16 protein-coding genes are annotated in these 16,160 nt (G+C 37.9%); all 16 read left to right on the forward strand.

The window, feature by feature from the left end; translation table 11 throughout:
* Positions 1-49 precede the first annotated feature (49 nt).
* On the forward strand, positions 50-1,222 hold the full coding sequence (locus tag G7062_RS06855) for a PTS transporter subunit EIIC (protein WP_166065169.1): 1,173 nt from the start codon (positions 50-52) through the stop codon (positions 1,220-1,222).
* 19 nt (positions 1,223-1,241) lie between these two features.
* Entirely contained in the window at positions 1,242-2,090 is an 849-nt protein-coding gene (locus G7062_RS06860) for a MurR/RpiR family transcriptional regulator (protein WP_166065170.1), read from the forward strand.
* Between the two features lie 76 nt (positions 2,091-2,166).
* The gene (murQ, locus tag G7062_RS06865; protein ID WP_166065171.1) at positions 2,167-3,069 is read left to right on the forward strand and encodes an N-acetylmuramic acid 6-phosphate etherase; all 903 of its coding nucleotides are present in this window, start codon (positions 2,167-2,169) and stop codon (positions 3,067-3,069) included.
* A gap of 11 nt (positions 3,070-3,080) precedes the next feature.
* A complete protein-coding gene (gene anmK, locus G7062_RS06870; protein WP_166065172.1) occupies positions 3,081-4,232 on the forward strand; it encodes an anhydro-N-acetylmuramic acid kinase AnmK in 1,152 nt (383 codons plus the stop codon).
* 317 nt (positions 4,233-4,549) lie between these two features.
* Complete coding sequence (locus G7062_RS06875; protein WP_166065173.1) at positions 4,550-5,182, forward strand: nucleoside-diphosphate sugar epimerase/dehydratase; 633 nt, start codon at positions 4,550-4,552, stop codon at positions 5,180-5,182.
* Complete coding sequence (locus tag G7062_RS06880; protein WP_166065174.1) at positions 5,137-6,414, forward strand: nucleoside-diphosphate sugar epimerase/dehydratase; 1,278 nt, start codon at positions 5,137-5,139, stop codon at positions 6,412-6,414. The genes G7062_RS06875 and G7062_RS06880 overlap by 46 nt, the downstream gene beginning before the upstream one ends.
* Positions 6,415-6,701: 287 nt before the next feature.
* Complete coding sequence (locus G7062_RS06885) at positions 6,702-7,823, forward strand: DegT/DnrJ/EryC1/StrS aminotransferase family protein (protein ID WP_166065175.1); 1,122 nt, start codon at positions 6,702-6,704, stop codon at positions 7,821-7,823.
* Complete coding sequence (locus G7062_RS06890) at positions 7,816-8,448, forward strand: sugar transferase (protein WP_305792286.1); 633 nt, start codon at positions 7,816-7,818, stop codon at positions 8,446-8,448. Before G7062_RS06885 ends, G7062_RS06890 begins: the two co-directional genes overlap by 8 nt.
* Positions 8,435-9,049, forward strand: coding sequence for an acetyltransferase (locus G7062_RS06895; RefSeq protein WP_166065176.1), 615 nt, complete (start codon positions 8,435-8,437; stop codon positions 9,047-9,049). Before G7062_RS06890 ends, G7062_RS06895 begins: the two co-directional genes overlap by 14 nt.
* Positions 9,046-10,137 (forward strand): glycosyltransferase family 4 protein, encoded by a 1,092-nt coding sequence (locus tag G7062_RS06900; RefSeq protein ID WP_166065177.1) that lies wholly within the window; start codon positions 9,046-9,048, stop codon positions 10,135-10,137. The genes G7062_RS06895 and G7062_RS06900 overlap by 4 nt, the downstream gene beginning before the upstream one ends.
* A complete protein-coding gene (locus G7062_RS06905; RefSeq protein ID WP_166065178.1) occupies positions 10,130-11,425 on the forward strand; it encodes a nucleotide sugar dehydrogenase in 1,296 nt (431 codons plus the stop codon). Before G7062_RS06900 ends, G7062_RS06905 begins: the two co-directional genes overlap by 8 nt.
* Before the next feature lie 9 nt (positions 11,426-11,434).
* On the forward strand, positions 11,435-12,409 hold the full coding sequence (locus G7062_RS06910; RefSeq protein ID WP_166065179.1) for an SDR family oxidoreductase: 975 nt from the start codon (positions 11,435-11,437) through the stop codon (positions 12,407-12,409).
* 29 nt (positions 12,410-12,438) lie between these two features.
* A complete protein-coding gene (locus tag G7062_RS06915; RefSeq protein ID WP_166065180.1) occupies positions 12,439-13,557 on the forward strand; it encodes a glycosyltransferase in 1,119 nt (372 codons plus the stop codon).
* Positions 13,557-14,705, forward strand: coding sequence for an EpsG family protein (locus G7062_RS06920; RefSeq protein WP_166065181.1), 1,149 nt, complete (start codon positions 13,557-13,559; stop codon positions 14,703-14,705). Before G7062_RS06915 ends, G7062_RS06920 begins: the two co-directional genes overlap by 1 nt.
* A 19-nt stretch (positions 14,706-14,724) precedes the next feature.
* A complete protein-coding gene (rfbA, locus tag G7062_RS06925) occupies positions 14,725-15,600 on the forward strand; it encodes a glucose-1-phosphate thymidylyltransferase RfbA (protein WP_166065182.1) in 876 nt (291 codons plus the stop codon).
* 8 nt (positions 15,601-15,608) lie between these two features.
* On the forward strand, positions 15,609-16,157 hold the full coding sequence (rfbC, locus tag G7062_RS06930) for a dTDP-4-dehydrorhamnose 3,5-epimerase (protein WP_166065183.1): 549 nt from the start codon (positions 15,609-15,611) through the stop codon (positions 16,155-16,157).
* The last annotated feature ends 3 nt before the right edge of the window (positions 16,158-16,160 follow it).

Consider the following 16,160-nt stretch of genomic DNA (forward strand, 5'->3'; position numbering starts at 1 on the left):
TTCTTTTTTTAAAATTTAGTATGATATATAAAGATTAGAGGTAAAAATTTTGAGTTTAGAAAAGATCGTATCAGCGATTCAACAAAATCGCTATTTCAACGCTGTTAAAACAGCAATCATCAAAGTTGCTTACATAAACATTACTCTTGCAGTGATTCTGTTTGTATGGGTTCAATTTCAAAGATTCATGGATGTATCCGAAGATATTCGTGTGATATTGATTTTAGTTTACCAGTATTACTGCATCATGATGGGACTCATTTTCTCATATATAGTCGCGGATCAACTCAGTCTACAGAAAGAGAATGAGCCGCTCAAATATGCGACAGTTTTTCTTGCAGCAATTCTTGCGGTAGTCTATATCCCTAATAATTTTACAACTGAGTATCCGATTGTTGCGTTGTTTTTTTCACCGATAATCTATTTTTTCTTAGATAAGTTAGCAACGTTAAAAGTGGGTTTTGAAAAGGTTCCGCAAGCTGTTGCAGACTATTACAACTGTATTATGCCAGTACTAGTGATGACTTTCGTTATTTTGATATTAATTTTTGTATTTGATGGTGGTTTGCTGTGGGTTGGAAATGTATTAGCGACACTCACAAGAGCGCTCGCTTCTCCACTGGCGGTCATCATTGTTACGCTTGCCATTTGTTCCTTCTGGGTAATGGGGGTACATGGGGTCGCTGTTATTGGGACAATCATGCGTCCGTTCTGGTTTTATATGATGCTTGTCAATGGATACCTCGTCTTGCTGGGACAACCTGCGTTCTACATTGGTTCGGAGACTTTTTTCCAATGGGTTGTTTGGCTTGGTGGCTCTGGCTGTACCTTAGGCTTATCGCTTTGTATGCGATATTTCGCAAAAAGCATTCATTTGAGAACATTAGGCAGTGAAGTGATGACATCAAATTGGTTTAACATCAATGAAAATGTTATCTTTGGGGTACCCATTGTTGAAAATCGCCACTTCAGATTTCCTTTCTTTATGGCACCTTTGATATGTGCGCTCGTTGGATACAGTGCTTTTGCTTTTGGTTATGTCAGTGTTCCAGCAATTGTTTCTCCTTGGGTTTTACCGGCTCCAATTGGTATCTTCATTTCAACGCTTGGCGACTATCGTAGCCTAATTCTAATTGCATTACTGATCGTAATTTCTGCAGTAATTTACTATCCGTTTTTTAAGCGTTATGATAATGAGTTAAGAATAGAAGAAATGAACTAATTTAACAGGAGGTATTACCATGAGTAGTTTGTACCGAATCAAAGAAAATATGAATAATTATACTGAGACTGAAAAGAAGATTGCGCAATATATTTTGGAGAATAAAGATAAAGTCATCAATTATTCCTCACAGCACTTTGCTCAAGAGATAGATTCGTCTGCCGCAGCGATTGTCCGTTTCTCTAAGAAAATTGGTTATAATGGATTCACGCACTTAAAGGTTGAATTGGCGAAAGACCGTAGTGAGATGGAAGATACATCGTTTGAGAAGTTAATTAACGAAGAAGACTCAATCGAGACGATGATACGGAAATCACACTATGTTAATCATCGTACATTTGATAACACCTATAAGTTAATCAATCCGATGATACTTGGTGAAGCAATTGAAAAAATTCGTGGTGCACGTCGTATTTATCTTTTTGGAATTGGTGGGTCAAGCGTCGTTGCGAACGATTTATCACAAAAATTTGTACGTATCGATCGTGAGGTTTTATACTTCGATGATTTCCACCTTGGGATGTCCTCTTTAACTCACGCCAACAATCAAGATGTAATTATCTCTTTTTCGTATTCAGGAATTACTCATGAAATTGTAATCGCTCAAAGACTTGCTGCTGAAAAGGGTGTAACGACAATTGCGATTACCCAAGTCGGGCGCAATGAACTTGCGAAGCTTTCTGATTATGTCATTAATATCCCTAAAGAAGAGTCTGAACTCCGTTTGGGTTCGATTGCTTCGCGATTCTCAATGTTCGCTATATCCGATCTCTTGTACCTAGGTGTTGCAAAAGTTGACATCGAAAAAACGCGAAGTAAACTCCTTGAATCTCGTAAAAATGTGAAACTTATCCGTGAGAATCAATAATATTTCATAAAACACCTAAATGGTTTGAAATAACATTTCAAACCATTTATAATGTAGGTAAAGTGAGGGCACAACAATGAAAATTGATTTGAGTAAAATTGGGACTGAGCAACAGAATAAGAACACGATGAATATTGACCAGTTAAGTACCATTGAAATGGTACGATTAATTAATAAAGAGGATCAAGCAGTCATCGATGCGGTAGAAGCTGCAATTCCGCAAATTGCAAATGCTGTGGATGCCATTTATGAAACAATTCTTAAAGGTGGGCGTCTTGTGTATATCGGAGCGGGGACATCGGGTCGCTTGGGTGTTCTTGATGCGTCCGAAGTACTACCAACTTATGGGATTGGTGAAGAAGCGGTTGTTGGTTTGATTGCGGGTGGTGATATTGCACTTCGTCATCCTGTTGAGGCTGCGGAAGACGATGAGACTGCAGTTATTGTTGATTTAGAAGGTATCAAGTTCAATAAGAATGACATTCTTTGTGCAATTGCCTCTTCTGGCCGTACACCTTATTGTATTGGTGGCCTTAAGTATGCTCGTTCATTGGGTGCGAAAACAATTTCACTCGCTTGTGTAGCGGATAGTGAAATTGGCAAACTTGCTGATTTTCCAATTGAAGCAGTTGTTGGACAAGAAGTTGTAACTGGTTCAACACGCATGAAATCCGGTTCAGCAACGAAAATGGTTTTAAACATTTTAACAAGTGGTGCGATGATCAAATATGGCAAGGTCTATGGAAACCTGATGGTTGACGTAAAAACAAGCAATGAAAAGTTGGTTGAACGTGCTAAAGGGATTATTATGAAGGCGACAGATGTTGATTATGATCGTGCATCATATCTACTTGAAGCAAGCGATAATCATGTTAAGACTGCCATTGTCATGCAAGAAACAAATCGCGATAAAGAAGCTGCCATTGCATTATTGGATGCAAATGACGGTCGTATCTCAAACGCAATCAAAAATCAATAGAGGTGGAAACTATGAGTGAAAAATATGCAGTAGGATTGATGTCTGGGACTTCACTAGACGGTGTTGATGCAGTATTAGTAAAAATAGCAGGTTATGGTGTTAATACTGAGATTGAAGTAATTGACTTTGCCTCATATGATATTGATGATGCTTTAAGACAGCGCATAATCGCTGTATGTCACCCCGACACATCATCCGTTGATTTGATTACATCACTAAACATGGAGTTGGGAAAGTTATGGAGTCTTGCAGTTTCTAAAGTTTTAGAACAAGCTGGTTTCGAAGGAACTCTTGATTATATTGCTTCTCATGGACAAACTATTTACCATTTACCAAACGCTCAAGCACCACTGTACCGCTCGACCCTCCAAATTGGGGATCCATCGTATCTTGCGTATGATCATCAAACACAAGTTGTATTTAACTTTAGAATGATGGACATGGTTGCAGGCGGTGATGGTGCTCCGCTTGTTCCATATACTGAGTTTGTATTGTATCGACAAGAATCCGAAACAGTACTCTTGCAAAATATTGGCGGAATCGGAAACGTAACAGTCATTCCAGCGGGTGCCTCACTCGATGATGTGAGTGCTTTTGACACGGGTCCAGGTAACATGATGATGAATGCAGCTGTGATGCATTTCTATGAAAAACCTTATGATAAAGACGGTGTATATGGAAGTAAGGGGACTGTTATTGAACCACTCTATAATGAGTTGATTTCGCACCCTTACCTCAATGTCCAACCACCAAAATCCACAGGAAGAGAAATGTTTGGTGAGGATGTAGTTGCGAGAATCTGTGAAATGTACCCAGAGCAGGCGGATGATGTCATTTTTACACTAACAAAGTTCACCGCGTATACGATTTCTGATGCATACAAACGTTTTGTAATGCCTAACCACAAAATAGACCAAGTCGTTGTTGGTGGTGGCGGTGCCTACAATCCGATTTTGATGCGGGAACTTCGTTCAATGCTTCCGGGTATTGACGTCGTAACACAAGAAGATTTAGGTCACTCAAGCGATGCGAAAGAAGCAATTGCTTTCGCAATACTTGGTAACGAAACATTGCATGGTCAGGCAAGTAATGTTCCAACGGCGACAGGAGCAAAGATTCCTGTAATACTTGGGCAGATTTGCCCGAATCCTTTTCCAAAATAGACGAAAAAAAGATGTTCAGCCCGAACATCTTTTTTGCTTTTGGACTTGTTTTGTTTGCTTGATAGATATGCAGTAAAATAATTGAAGACCGTGCAATTTGTGGGTGTCTCATAGCTATCTTCTATTTGAAAGTATGTTGAGTTAACCCGCTAAATATGTTAGTATATTATGGCGAATAATAATGTTATAATTTGATATATAGACGCGCTAAGTTATATTAATAAAAATGTACTAATCTAAAAGTAAAACACATAAATAATTAACAAACTACTAACATGATTGTTAGAGATTTCATACAATATCGATTGGAGAAACTGATGAAAAAGTATAAAGGTATTCTATTAATGATTTTTGATTTGCTCTTAGTAAATCTCAACTTCATTTTTGCAGTTTATTTGCGTTTTGATTTCAAGGTAGAGTTTGACTTAATTCAACAACCGACAGTGTTGCTCTTCTTAGTAATTACTGTTGTATACTTTTTTGCTTTCCTTATTGGGAAAACAAATCGATCTGTTTGGGATCGCATCGGCGTTGATGAAGGGCTGAGAATCTTCGTCGCAAACTTTGCTGCTACTGTAATTTTGTTAACACTCAAGTATCTCAATCTAATTCCCAAATTACCGGGCTCAATTATTGTACTGCTTTTCTTTATTAATACGCTGTTTCAAGAGATTACGCGGTTTTCATATCGTATGTTCCGTACAATCACACTCCGTAGAAGTAAAATTAAACGTGAGGGAAGTAAACGTGTGCTAATTTATGGCGCGGGTAATGCTGGTGTTTTGATCGCAAATGAGATTACAAACAGTCCTGATTATAATCTCTATGTTATTGGTTTTATTGATGATAATCCATACCTCAAAGGGAAATTTTTAGGGGGCACATTATCTATGGTACGCATGCAGTGCTTAATAAAGTCATCGATCAGCATTCGGTTGATGAAATTATAGTTGCGATGCCAAGTGCATCCATTGAAAAACAAAAGGAAGTTCTTGCACGGGTTTATAAGACGGGATTCCCAGTTAAAACTGTAACATCTTCAGAAGTCTTAATATCAAATCCATCACTGAAGAATTCTCTTAAGGATGTTGACATATTGGACTTGCTCCAACGTAAGGAAATTGATCTTGATGACAGTGAAATTCGCAAATCAATCCATGGAAAATCAGTACTTGTAACAGGTGCTGGAGGTTCAATTGGCTCGGAACTTGTGCGCCAGATACTGAAACATGAACCGACCGAAATTACTTTAATTGATATTAGTGAGAATGGTGTGTACGCACTCCAACAAGAAATTGTTCGTAAAACACGTGAAGGCCTGATTAATGATGCCATCAAGGTAAATGTCTATATTGCCTCCATTCGCGAATATGACAGTCTTGAGCGCATTTTTGCACAACACAATTTTGACTTAGTGTTCCATGCTGCTGCGCACAAACATGTGCCGTTGATGGAAACATCGCCTCAAGAGGCTATAAAAAATAATATTTTTGGTACAAAGAACCTAATTGATTGCTGTAATAAGTTCAAAGTTGAACGTCTTGTTAATATTTCAACTGATAAAGCAGTTAACCCTACCAATGTCATGGGTGCTACAAAGCGATTCATTGAGATGATGTTACAAAGCCAAAAGAATACCGATACCAAGTTTGTTGCAGTTCGATTTGGTAATGTTCTTGGATCGAACGGTTCTGTTGTTCCGCTCTTTAAGAAGCAAATCAAAAATGGAGGTCCTGTTACAGTGACGCATCCAGATATTGTGCGCTACTTTATGACCATCCCAGAAGCTGTAAGTCTTGTACTGCAAGCGGAGACATTTGCTAAAGGGGGCGAAATCTTCGTATTGGACATGGGTGAACCGGTGAAAATACTTGATCTTGCTGAAAATATTATTACATTAACAGGGTATAAACCGTATGTTGATATTAAAATTGAGTTTACCGGATTGCGACCAGGAGAGAAATTATACGAGGAACTTCTTATGGCTGAAGAGGGGTTAATGAAAACTGAAAATGAACTGATATTCACCGCGAAGCCAATTGTTTTTGAACAAGAAGATATCATGAACAAACTCGAAATTCTCAAAAATGTTGTTGATTCTAAACATGACCGTGGCGAAATCATTGAGGCACTGCAGACTGTAGTTACCACGTATACTCCAGAGGATAATGAAATCCACTAAAATTCATTAATAGCTAACAGTATCTGAAACAAAGTCGGATACTGTTTTTTTTTACTTACTTAGGTCTGATAAACTCGAAAAACAGTTCGTAAATTATGTCGATTTTGAAGAGTTTGTATGTTTTTATAGGCTTAATTCCGTGGTTACAGGTCGTTTATATGTGATATAATTAGGTATGCATGATTTGCTTTCCAAACACGCGTAATGTGATGCAAGGGGATGTAAAAGATAATCGTGTAAATTTTCTGTGTCCACATAAATTATACTTAAACTTTAAGGAGACCATTATGGAAAAAAGAATTTTACTTTCTTCACCGCATATGAGTGATGAAGGTTATGAATTGGCATTTGTTCAAGAAGCGTTTGATACAAATTGGATTGCACCGCTCGGTGAGAACGTTAATCAATTTGAAAACGAACTCGCAGAACGTGTTCACGCAAAAGGGGCTGTTGCACTTTCAAGTGGAACTGCAGCGATTCATTTAGCACTTAAGCTAGCGGATGTTTCTGAAGGTGACGTTGTTCTTTGTCAGTCATTGACTTTCTCTGCAACGGCCAATCCTATTTTATATCAAAATGCCGTTCCAGTATTTATTGATAGTGATGAAGGATCATGGAATATGGATCCAGTTGCACTTGAAGAAGCACTCATAAAATACCCCAATACAAAAGCGGTTTTAATTGTTCATTTATATGGTTTGTGCGCCCGTTTGGATGAGATTGTTGCACTTTGCAAGCGTTATAATGTGACGCTAATCGAAGATGCCGCAGAATCATTAGGTTCTACATACCATGGCAAAGATACGGGTACATTTGGAAATCTTGGAATTTATTCGTTTAATGGGAATAAAATTATTACAACATCTGGTGGTGGAATGCTTGTTTCTAGCGATGTTGATGAAATGAAAAAGGCACGTTTCTGGGCGACTCAATCACGTGAGCCAGAATTGCACTACGAACACAAAGAACTCGGATTTAATTACCGAATGAGTAATGTTGTTGCAGGAATTGGTCGTGGGCAACTTAAAGTGCTTGACCTTCGTGTCGCAAAGAAAAATGAAATATATAATAGATATAAAGATGCATTATCGAGTATTGAAGGCGTTAGTTTTATGCCGCTACTTGATAATACAAAACCAAATTATTGGTTATCATGTATGGTTCTCGATCCCAAGTTGGGTTCACCCGTTGAACTTATTCATGCTCTTGACAGCGCAAATGTTGAGGCGCGTCCGATATGGAAACCAATGCATTTACAACCATTTTTTAGTGAATTTGACTATGTAGGTAATGGTTTTGGTGAGCAGCTTTTTAACACAGGATTATGCCTTCCATCAGATTCAAAGATGACTACTGAAGAACAAGACTATGTTATTGAGGTTATAAAGGGGTCTTTAGGTCGTGCATAAAAAGGGATTGTATGAACGTTATTTTAAACGCGTAATTGATTTTGTCGTTGCACTTGTTTCAATTATTTTACTCTCGCCGATCATTATTGTTGTAAGTGTGTTAGTACGAGTTAAGTTAGGTTCGCCAATTTTATTCAAACAACAACGACCTGGCAAAAATAGTAAAATATTCACGATGTACAAATTTCGCTCGATGACAGATGCGAAGGATGAAAATGGAGTGCTTTTGGACGATTCAATCAGACTTACAAAATTTGGCCGTTTCTTGCGCTCAACCAGTTTGGATGAATTGCCCGAGTTGTTCAATATACTCATAGGGAATATGTCACTTGTTGGTCCACGACCGTTGTTGGTTGAATACTTGGATTTGTATTCTGAAGAACAATTAAAGCGTCAGAATGTATTGCCTGGGTTGACTGGATTGGCACAAGTTAATGGTCGCAATGCGATATCTTGGGAAGAGAAATTCAAATTGGACATTGAGTATGTTGAAAACATCCGGTTTACATCAGATGTGAAAATATTCTTCCAAACATTTGCTTCAGTATTCAAACGTGAGGGTGTTTCTCAAACTAATCATGTAACAATGGAACGTTTTATGGGGGATGCTCATGAAAAAAAATAGTTTAACGATAATTGGTGCTGGTGGCCATGGTAAAGTATGCCTTGAAACAGCACTACGTATGAAAAAATGGGATTCATTTTCGTTTCTTGATGATCGCAAAGATATTCGCGATGTCCTTGGCTATCCAATAATTGGAGATACAAGCGATTTTTCGAAAATTGAAGGGGATGTATTTGTAGCTATTGGTGATAATGCAGTACGAATATCTATCTTGAAATCATTAATTGAATCCGAAATGAATATTATTTCACTTATTGATCCCAATGCGGTTGTATCGCAATTTGCATCAATTGCAAAAGGGTGTGTTATTGTTGCCGGAGCAATTGTTAATGCAGCTGCCACACTCGGTATGGGAACAATTGTTAATACGAATGCAGTCGTTGATCATGACTGTAACTTAGGCGATTGTGTTCATGTTTGCCCTGGAGCAACTGTCTGTGGAGCAAATGTAATCGGTGATCGTGTGTGGGTTGGAACGGGTGCTGTGATTATTCAAGGACAATCTATTTGTTCTGATGTTGTCATTGGTGCTAATAGCACGATAGTTGCTGCGATTGCATCACCCGGTGTGTATGTTGGTACTCCTGTGAGGAAATTATGAAAATAGCAGTAGTTGCAAATTTTGGTTTGGGTCTCTTCAATTTTCGATTGGAAGTTTTACAAGGTATTAAAGACGCCGGTCACGATGTCATTATTTTCTATCCGCGAGATGAGTATGCCGAGACATTTGAGAACAATGGCTTTCAAGTCATTGATATTTCATTAAGTCGTCGGGGCATGAATCCAATCGAGGATTTCAAACTATATCGGCAGTTAAAGAAACTATTTAAAGCAAATGGGATTGATCTTGTTGTTACCTATACAATTAAACCTAACATTTATGCTTCAAAAGCAGCGCAGCGGTTGAATATTCCTAGTATTGCAAATATAACAGGTTTGGGAACGAGTTTTGAAACCGATGGAATCATGCGCAAAATAATTGCTACAATGTACCGTTCTTCACTGAAGAAAGCGCGTCATGTATTCTTTCAAAATGATCAAAACCTTGAAGTGTTTCAAAAATTAGAAATATTAAATGGCCCTTTTTCAATTTTGCCTGGATCCGGTGTGAACCTAGAAAAATTTCAGTCTCTACCATATCCTGAAGATTCTCACAAACACATACTATTTGTTGGACGTTTGATGGAGAGCAAAGGTATTATTGAACTGATGGAGGCTATAAATGAGATGGAACGGACGGATTTTACACTCCATGTTGTTGGAATGTATGATCAAAATCTTCATGATTTTGTAGAAGGTGCCATCGAAAAGTCAAATGGTAAAATTGTGATGCATGGATATAAGACGAATATCAGTGACTATTTACTCACTTCCCATGCACTTATTAATCCATCACATCATGAGGGAATGTCAAATGTCTTGTTAGAGGCCGCTGCATGTGCGCGTCCGCTACTTGCCTCAAATATCCCAGGGTGTAAAGAAATTGTTAATGAGGGTGTAAATGGGTTTCTCTTTGAAGCAAAATCTTCAGAAAGTATCCAACACGCATTGAATAAATTTCTTGACTTACCACTCGTTATGAATCATGAAATGGGTGATGAATCGCGTAGGTGGGTTGAAGAACATTTTGACCGCAAATTAATTGTTAAAGAATATTTAGAACTCATAAAGGAGATAGACCATGATTGATAAAATTATAGACCGTACTGAGAGTATTTCTCTTGTCGGATTAGGATATGTTGGGATGCCAATTGCTGTTGCATTTGCAAAAAAAGCAAATGTTATTGGTTTTGACTTGAATAAAGCAAAAATTGAGACATACCTAAATGGCATTGATCCAACCAAAGAAGTTGGCGATGATGTCATTAAGAATACTACTGTGCAGTTTACCAGTGATGAAACAAAACTGCGAGATGCGAAATTTCATATCGTTGCAGTGCCAACACCACTCACAGAAAGTAAAACCCCAGATCTTTCACCTTTGATTGGTGCCTCTGAAATCGTAGGTCGTAACTTAACAAAAGGGTCGTATGTTGTTTTTGAGTCAACAGTGTATCCAGGAGTTACAGAAGAAATTTGCGTTCCAATTTTGGAAGATTTATCTGGCTTAAAATGCGGTGTTGATTTTAAGGTTGGGTATTCACCAGAACGAATCAATCCCGGCGATAAGGTTCATACGTTGGAAAATATTGTTAAAGTAGTTTCGGGGTGTGATGAAGAGTCGTTAGATACAATTGCAAAAGTTTATGAGCTTGTTGTAGACGCAGGCGTTCATCGTGCTCAAAGCATAAAAGTTGCTGAAGCTGCTAAAGTAATCGAAAACTCGCAACGTGATATCAATATTGCGTTTATGAATGAACTTTCAAAAATTTTCAACAAATTAGACATTAATACAAATGATGTACTCGAAGCTGCGGGAACAAAGTGGAATTTCTTGAAGTTCACACCCGGATTAGTTGGTGGACACTGTATTGGAATTGATCCATATTACCTTACACATAAAGCAGCACAAGTTGGCTATCATTCTGAGATTATTCTTTCTGGACGTAAAATTAACGATCAAATGGGTGAGTATGTTGCCGATAATATTATCAAAACAATGGTAAAAAATCACATTGATATGAAACATCCCCGTGTCGCAATTATGGGGCTGACATTCAAGGAAAATACCCCCGATGTACGGAATACGCGTATCATTGATATTGTTGAGGCATTGAACGAGTATGGGGTTGAAGTTGTTGTTTGTGATGCTGAGGCAGATGCTTCTGAAGTCAAACACGAATACGGAATCGATCTTGTGAAGTTTGAGGAAATTAAAAATGTTGATGTTGTGGTTGCAGCTGTTGCTCACAATGAATACTTAGATGTTTCAAAAGAAACACTCGATAAAATGTTCAGATCAGAATTAAAAATTTTATTTGACATTAAGAGCATTTATTCAAAATATGCAAATGACTTCGTTTACTGGAGTCTCTAGGAGGTAATTATGCATTATACAGAATTAGAGTTTGATAAAAACGATATATTTGTTATAACAGGCGGGGCGGGATTTATTGGTTCCAACTTGACTGAAGTTCTTCTCAATATGGGGCATAAGGTTCGCTGTCTCGACAATTTTTCAACTGGACCTCGAAGTAATGTTGAACCGTTCTTAAACCATGCGAACTATACGCTAATTGAAGGCGATATTACCAACCTTGCTGACTGCATGAAAGCATGTGAGGGTGCAACTTATGTCCTTCATCAAGCAGCATGGGGGAGTGTGCCTCGAAGTATCGAAATGCCGTTGTTTTATGAAGAAGTGAATATTAAAGGAACTTTAAATATGCTTGAAGCAAGCAAGGTGAATTCCATTAAAAAATTCGTCTATGCATCAAGTAGTTCAGTATATGGTGATGAACCAAACCTTCCCAAACGAGAAGGGGTCGAAGGAAATGTATTGTCGCCGTATGCCCTTACGAAACGTACCGATGAAGAGTATGCTCGCTTGTACACAAATCTTTATGGATTGGATACTTACGGGATGCGTTACTTCAATGTGTTTGGTCGTAGACAAGATCCTGATGGAGCATATGCAGCGGTCATACCAAAATTTATCAAGCAAATTTTGAATAACGATCAGGTAACAATTAATGGGGATGGCCAACATAGCCGTGATTTTACGTATATTGAAAATGTGATTGAAGCAAACCTTAAATCTTGCAAAGCACCATCTGAGTACGCAGGAGAGGCTTTTAATATCGCGTATGGTGGTCGTGAATATTTGATCGACATTTACAATGTTCTCGCTCAAAAACTTGGATCAGATTTGAAACCGATATTTGGTCCCGATCGAAAAGGTGATATTAAACATAGCAATGCCGATATCTCTAAAGCGAAGAAAATGTTGGATTATGATCCCCAATGGAGTTTTGAAGATGGTATTAATGCAGCTATAGATTGGTATAAAGCGAATCTGTAAGCTTGCTTGTGTACACAATGGAGGTATGAATGAAGAAAATATCGGTCTATGTTAGAAATAAAGAAATCACCCCATCGAGTTACTACCGAATTGTTCAGTACTTCGATAAAATGGACGATGACATTGTCTACAGAAATGCAACGAACACTACTTTTTACCGAAAATATCTTGATATGGACAAATCAAACCGACTAAAGCGTGCTTTAATGGGCATGGCCTATTATGTTATGATGGTATGTAAAGTCACTGCGTCATTAATTAAGGATTTGATTCGCAAACCGGATATTATTGTTGTATCAAAAACATTTATACCACGACGAACTCCCGCACATATACTTTTCTTATTGAAGCAAAACTTTAGGAATAGTGTGCTGTTTTGGGATTTTGATGATGCAATCTTTGAATCGGGCGAAATATCGTCGAAACAAGCGGTGCTATTGTCTGAAAAGTCGTCTCGTATCGTTGTTACAAGTGAATATTTGAAAGCGATGATTGCGAAAGAGTACCAATCCAAAGTTGATATATTACCAACGACTGATGGTGATTTCTATCCAGATTCACTCTCGAAATTGAATGAAGTGCGCCGTCAAAGTTATGATTCAAATATAAAACTAGTTTGGGTTGCAACAAGTTCAAATTTGCCAAACTTATTACATATTGCGCCGGCTCTTGACCAAGCAGCAAAAGAGATTAAAACTCGTTTGAATAAGTCGGTTGAATTAATCACTGTATGTAATCGTGGATTAGACTTTGATTTCGATCATATTAAGTATAATGATGTCCGGTGGACTCGTGACAAAGCGATAGCTTATGTCCATGAAAGTCATATTGGAATTATGCCGTTGATGCACAATAGTTACGCCAAAGGAAAAGGCGGATTTAAATTAATCCAATACCTATCTGCCGGCTTGCCAATTTTAGGTTCAAATGTTGGCTATAACAATGAGGTAATCACAAATGAGAATGGCATTCTTGTTGATGATACTCAAAGTATTAATACGTGGGTTGATGCAGTAATTAATGTATCGACATCATATGATGCGTGGGAACGCATGAGTAACGAAGCACTAAAATCATGGGAAACCTCATATTCCTATTCTTTTAACTTCAATTACTGGGTTAAATTAATCAGTTCAGGAGGTTTCTAATGTCTGGTACAGCATTATCAATTACAATGACCAATATTCTTTACATTGCTACGGGCATTGTTTCGATTGGTAGTATTTTTATCGCAAGTCGTTTGAATGAAAGTAAGAAACATACTCGAAAAATAGAAATTGCACTCTATTGTCTGTCTTTTCTAACGTTGGTTATTGTGTTAGGGTATCGTGGAAACTCTCCGGATTATGAGAATTATATTAAACGATATTTTCTACTTCAAGACCGATCACTTCTAAGCCAAATTGGGTATATGGAACCTCTTTACGCATTGCTGACATATGCATCCGGACTTTTGTTTGGTGATTACTATCAGCCAATGTTTGTAATCTTTGCATTTATTTCCATTGCGTTTGTGTATCTTGAGTTATACCGTGTTCGCAAGCGAATCAATCCAACGATTTGGATATTTGGTTTTGTGACACTCATTTATCCGTTCTATTTCGCAATTGTGCGCCAAGCACTTGCGATGGGAATTGTTCTTTTCGCAAATCGCTACTTCAATAGGGAAGATAAATGGAAGTATATAGCTCTTACAGTCATTGCGACCATGTTCCATTATTCAGCAATTATTATGATTCCAATCTTAGTTCTATATTTATTACAGAATCAAACAAGCATTCGGAAGCATGCAAAACTTATGTTTCCATTGCTTATTGGCTTGTTCTTGGTAAGTTTATTGGTTGTGAATTTATTGATTGGTGTATATCCTTGGATTAACCGTTATTTGTATTATTTTAAGGTTGGTAAGATATACTTTAGTTCTGTTTTGAATCTCTTAAACTTTGCCTTGCTAATTCCGGTTATTTTGATTTTCAAGAAAAAGCACAGCGAAAGCCTGCAACCGGTTCGAATGTATATTTACCAATATCAATCATTAGTAATGATGGTTCTCTTAACGCTTTTACTACCTGTGGGTAGAATAACCTACTACTTGTTTTTCCCCGGTATCTATCTCAATGCATATTTCTACAATGAGCTGGAGCATCTAAAGTTTTCTTCGATAAGTACGCGAAGTTTGAGAATAATTTATATCGTGGTATTGGTGGTTATTTCTTGTCTGTGGCTTTATTTAAAGTTTATTGCAAGTGATTCATTTGGGTCGACGTTATTCCCATATTATTTCAATATGTTCTAATAGAAAAGGAGAAATAAAAATGAAAGGTATTATTTTAGCAGGGGGATCGGGTACGAGACTCTATCCGCTAACGAAAATCACATCGAAGCAATTATTACCGGTTTATGATAAACCGATGATTTATTACCCTTTAAGCACATTAATGCTTGCGGGCATTCGAGAAATTTTGATCATCTCAACACCTACGGATTTACCAAATTTTGAGAATTTGTTAGGTGATGGTTCTCAGTTCGGAGTTGAGTTGAGCTATAAAGTTCAACCCTCACCGGATGGGCTCGCCCAAGCGTTCTTATTGGGAGAATCATTTATTGGCGATGATAGTGTTGCTCTGATTCTAGGAGATAACATCTTCTATGGTCGCCACTTTGGTCAATCATTACGCAATGCTTCATTGCGTGAAGATGGCGCAACAGTCTTTGGCTATTACGTACAGGACCCTGAGCGATTTGGTGTAGTTGAGTTCGATAAGGACTGGAAGGCAGTCTCGATTGAAGAGAAGCCAGAAAATCCGCGATCAAATTATGCTGTGACAGGGTTATATTTCTACGATAATCGCGTTGTTGAACTGGCGAAGTCGATTAAGCCAAGCGCTCGTGGTGAATTGGAAATTACTGACTTGAACCGACTCTATTTAGAGGATGGAAGTTTAAATGTCGAAATCTTAGGAAGAGGAATGTCATGGCTCGATACTGGAACCGTGGACAGTTTGCTTGAAGCTGCTCAATTTGTTGAAGTAATGGAGAAGCGTTCAGGAATTAAAATTAGTGCTCCTGAGGAAATATCGTTTCGTCAGGGATGGATTACTAAAGAACAACTAATCGAGGCTGCTGAAGCCTATGGAAAGTCTGCGTATGGCGTGCATCTTCATAATGTTGCCAATGGCAATTACTATTAGGAGATAAGATGAATAAAATTGAAACACCATTAAAAGATTGTTACGTGATTGAACCAAATGTTATTGGTGATTCACGTGGTTGGTTTATGGAGTCCTATTCAAAAAAGAAGTTTGAAGAACTCGATTTAGACTATGATTTCATTCAAGACAACCATTCGTTCAGTTCTCAAGTTGGAATTCTTCGTGGCATACACTGTCAGGTTGCACCTTATGCACAAGCAAAACTCGTTCGATGCACACGTGGAAAAATTCTTGATGTAGCCGTTGATTTACGGACAGAGTCACCAACTTACAAACAATGGTTTGCAGTTGAACTAACACCCGAGAATGCAAAACAATTGCTTGTTCCCAGAGGGTTTGGGCATGGTTTTGTAACGTTGAGTGACGATTGCGAAGTACAATACAAAACCGATAACTTCTACAATTTCGAAAGTGACCGCAGTATTCAATTTGATGATCCGGAAATTGGGGTTATGTGGGGTATAGAGAACCCTATGCTTTCTGAAAAGGATAGCAAAGCGTTACCATTATCGAAACATGTTTTAGAATTTGAATAACTA

Origin of the sequence: Erysipelothrix sp. HDW6C (genome assembly GCF_011299615.1) — a bacterium.
Classification (GTDB): Bacteria; Bacillota_I; Bacilli_A; order Erysipelotrichales; family Erysipelotrichaceae; genus Erysipelothrix.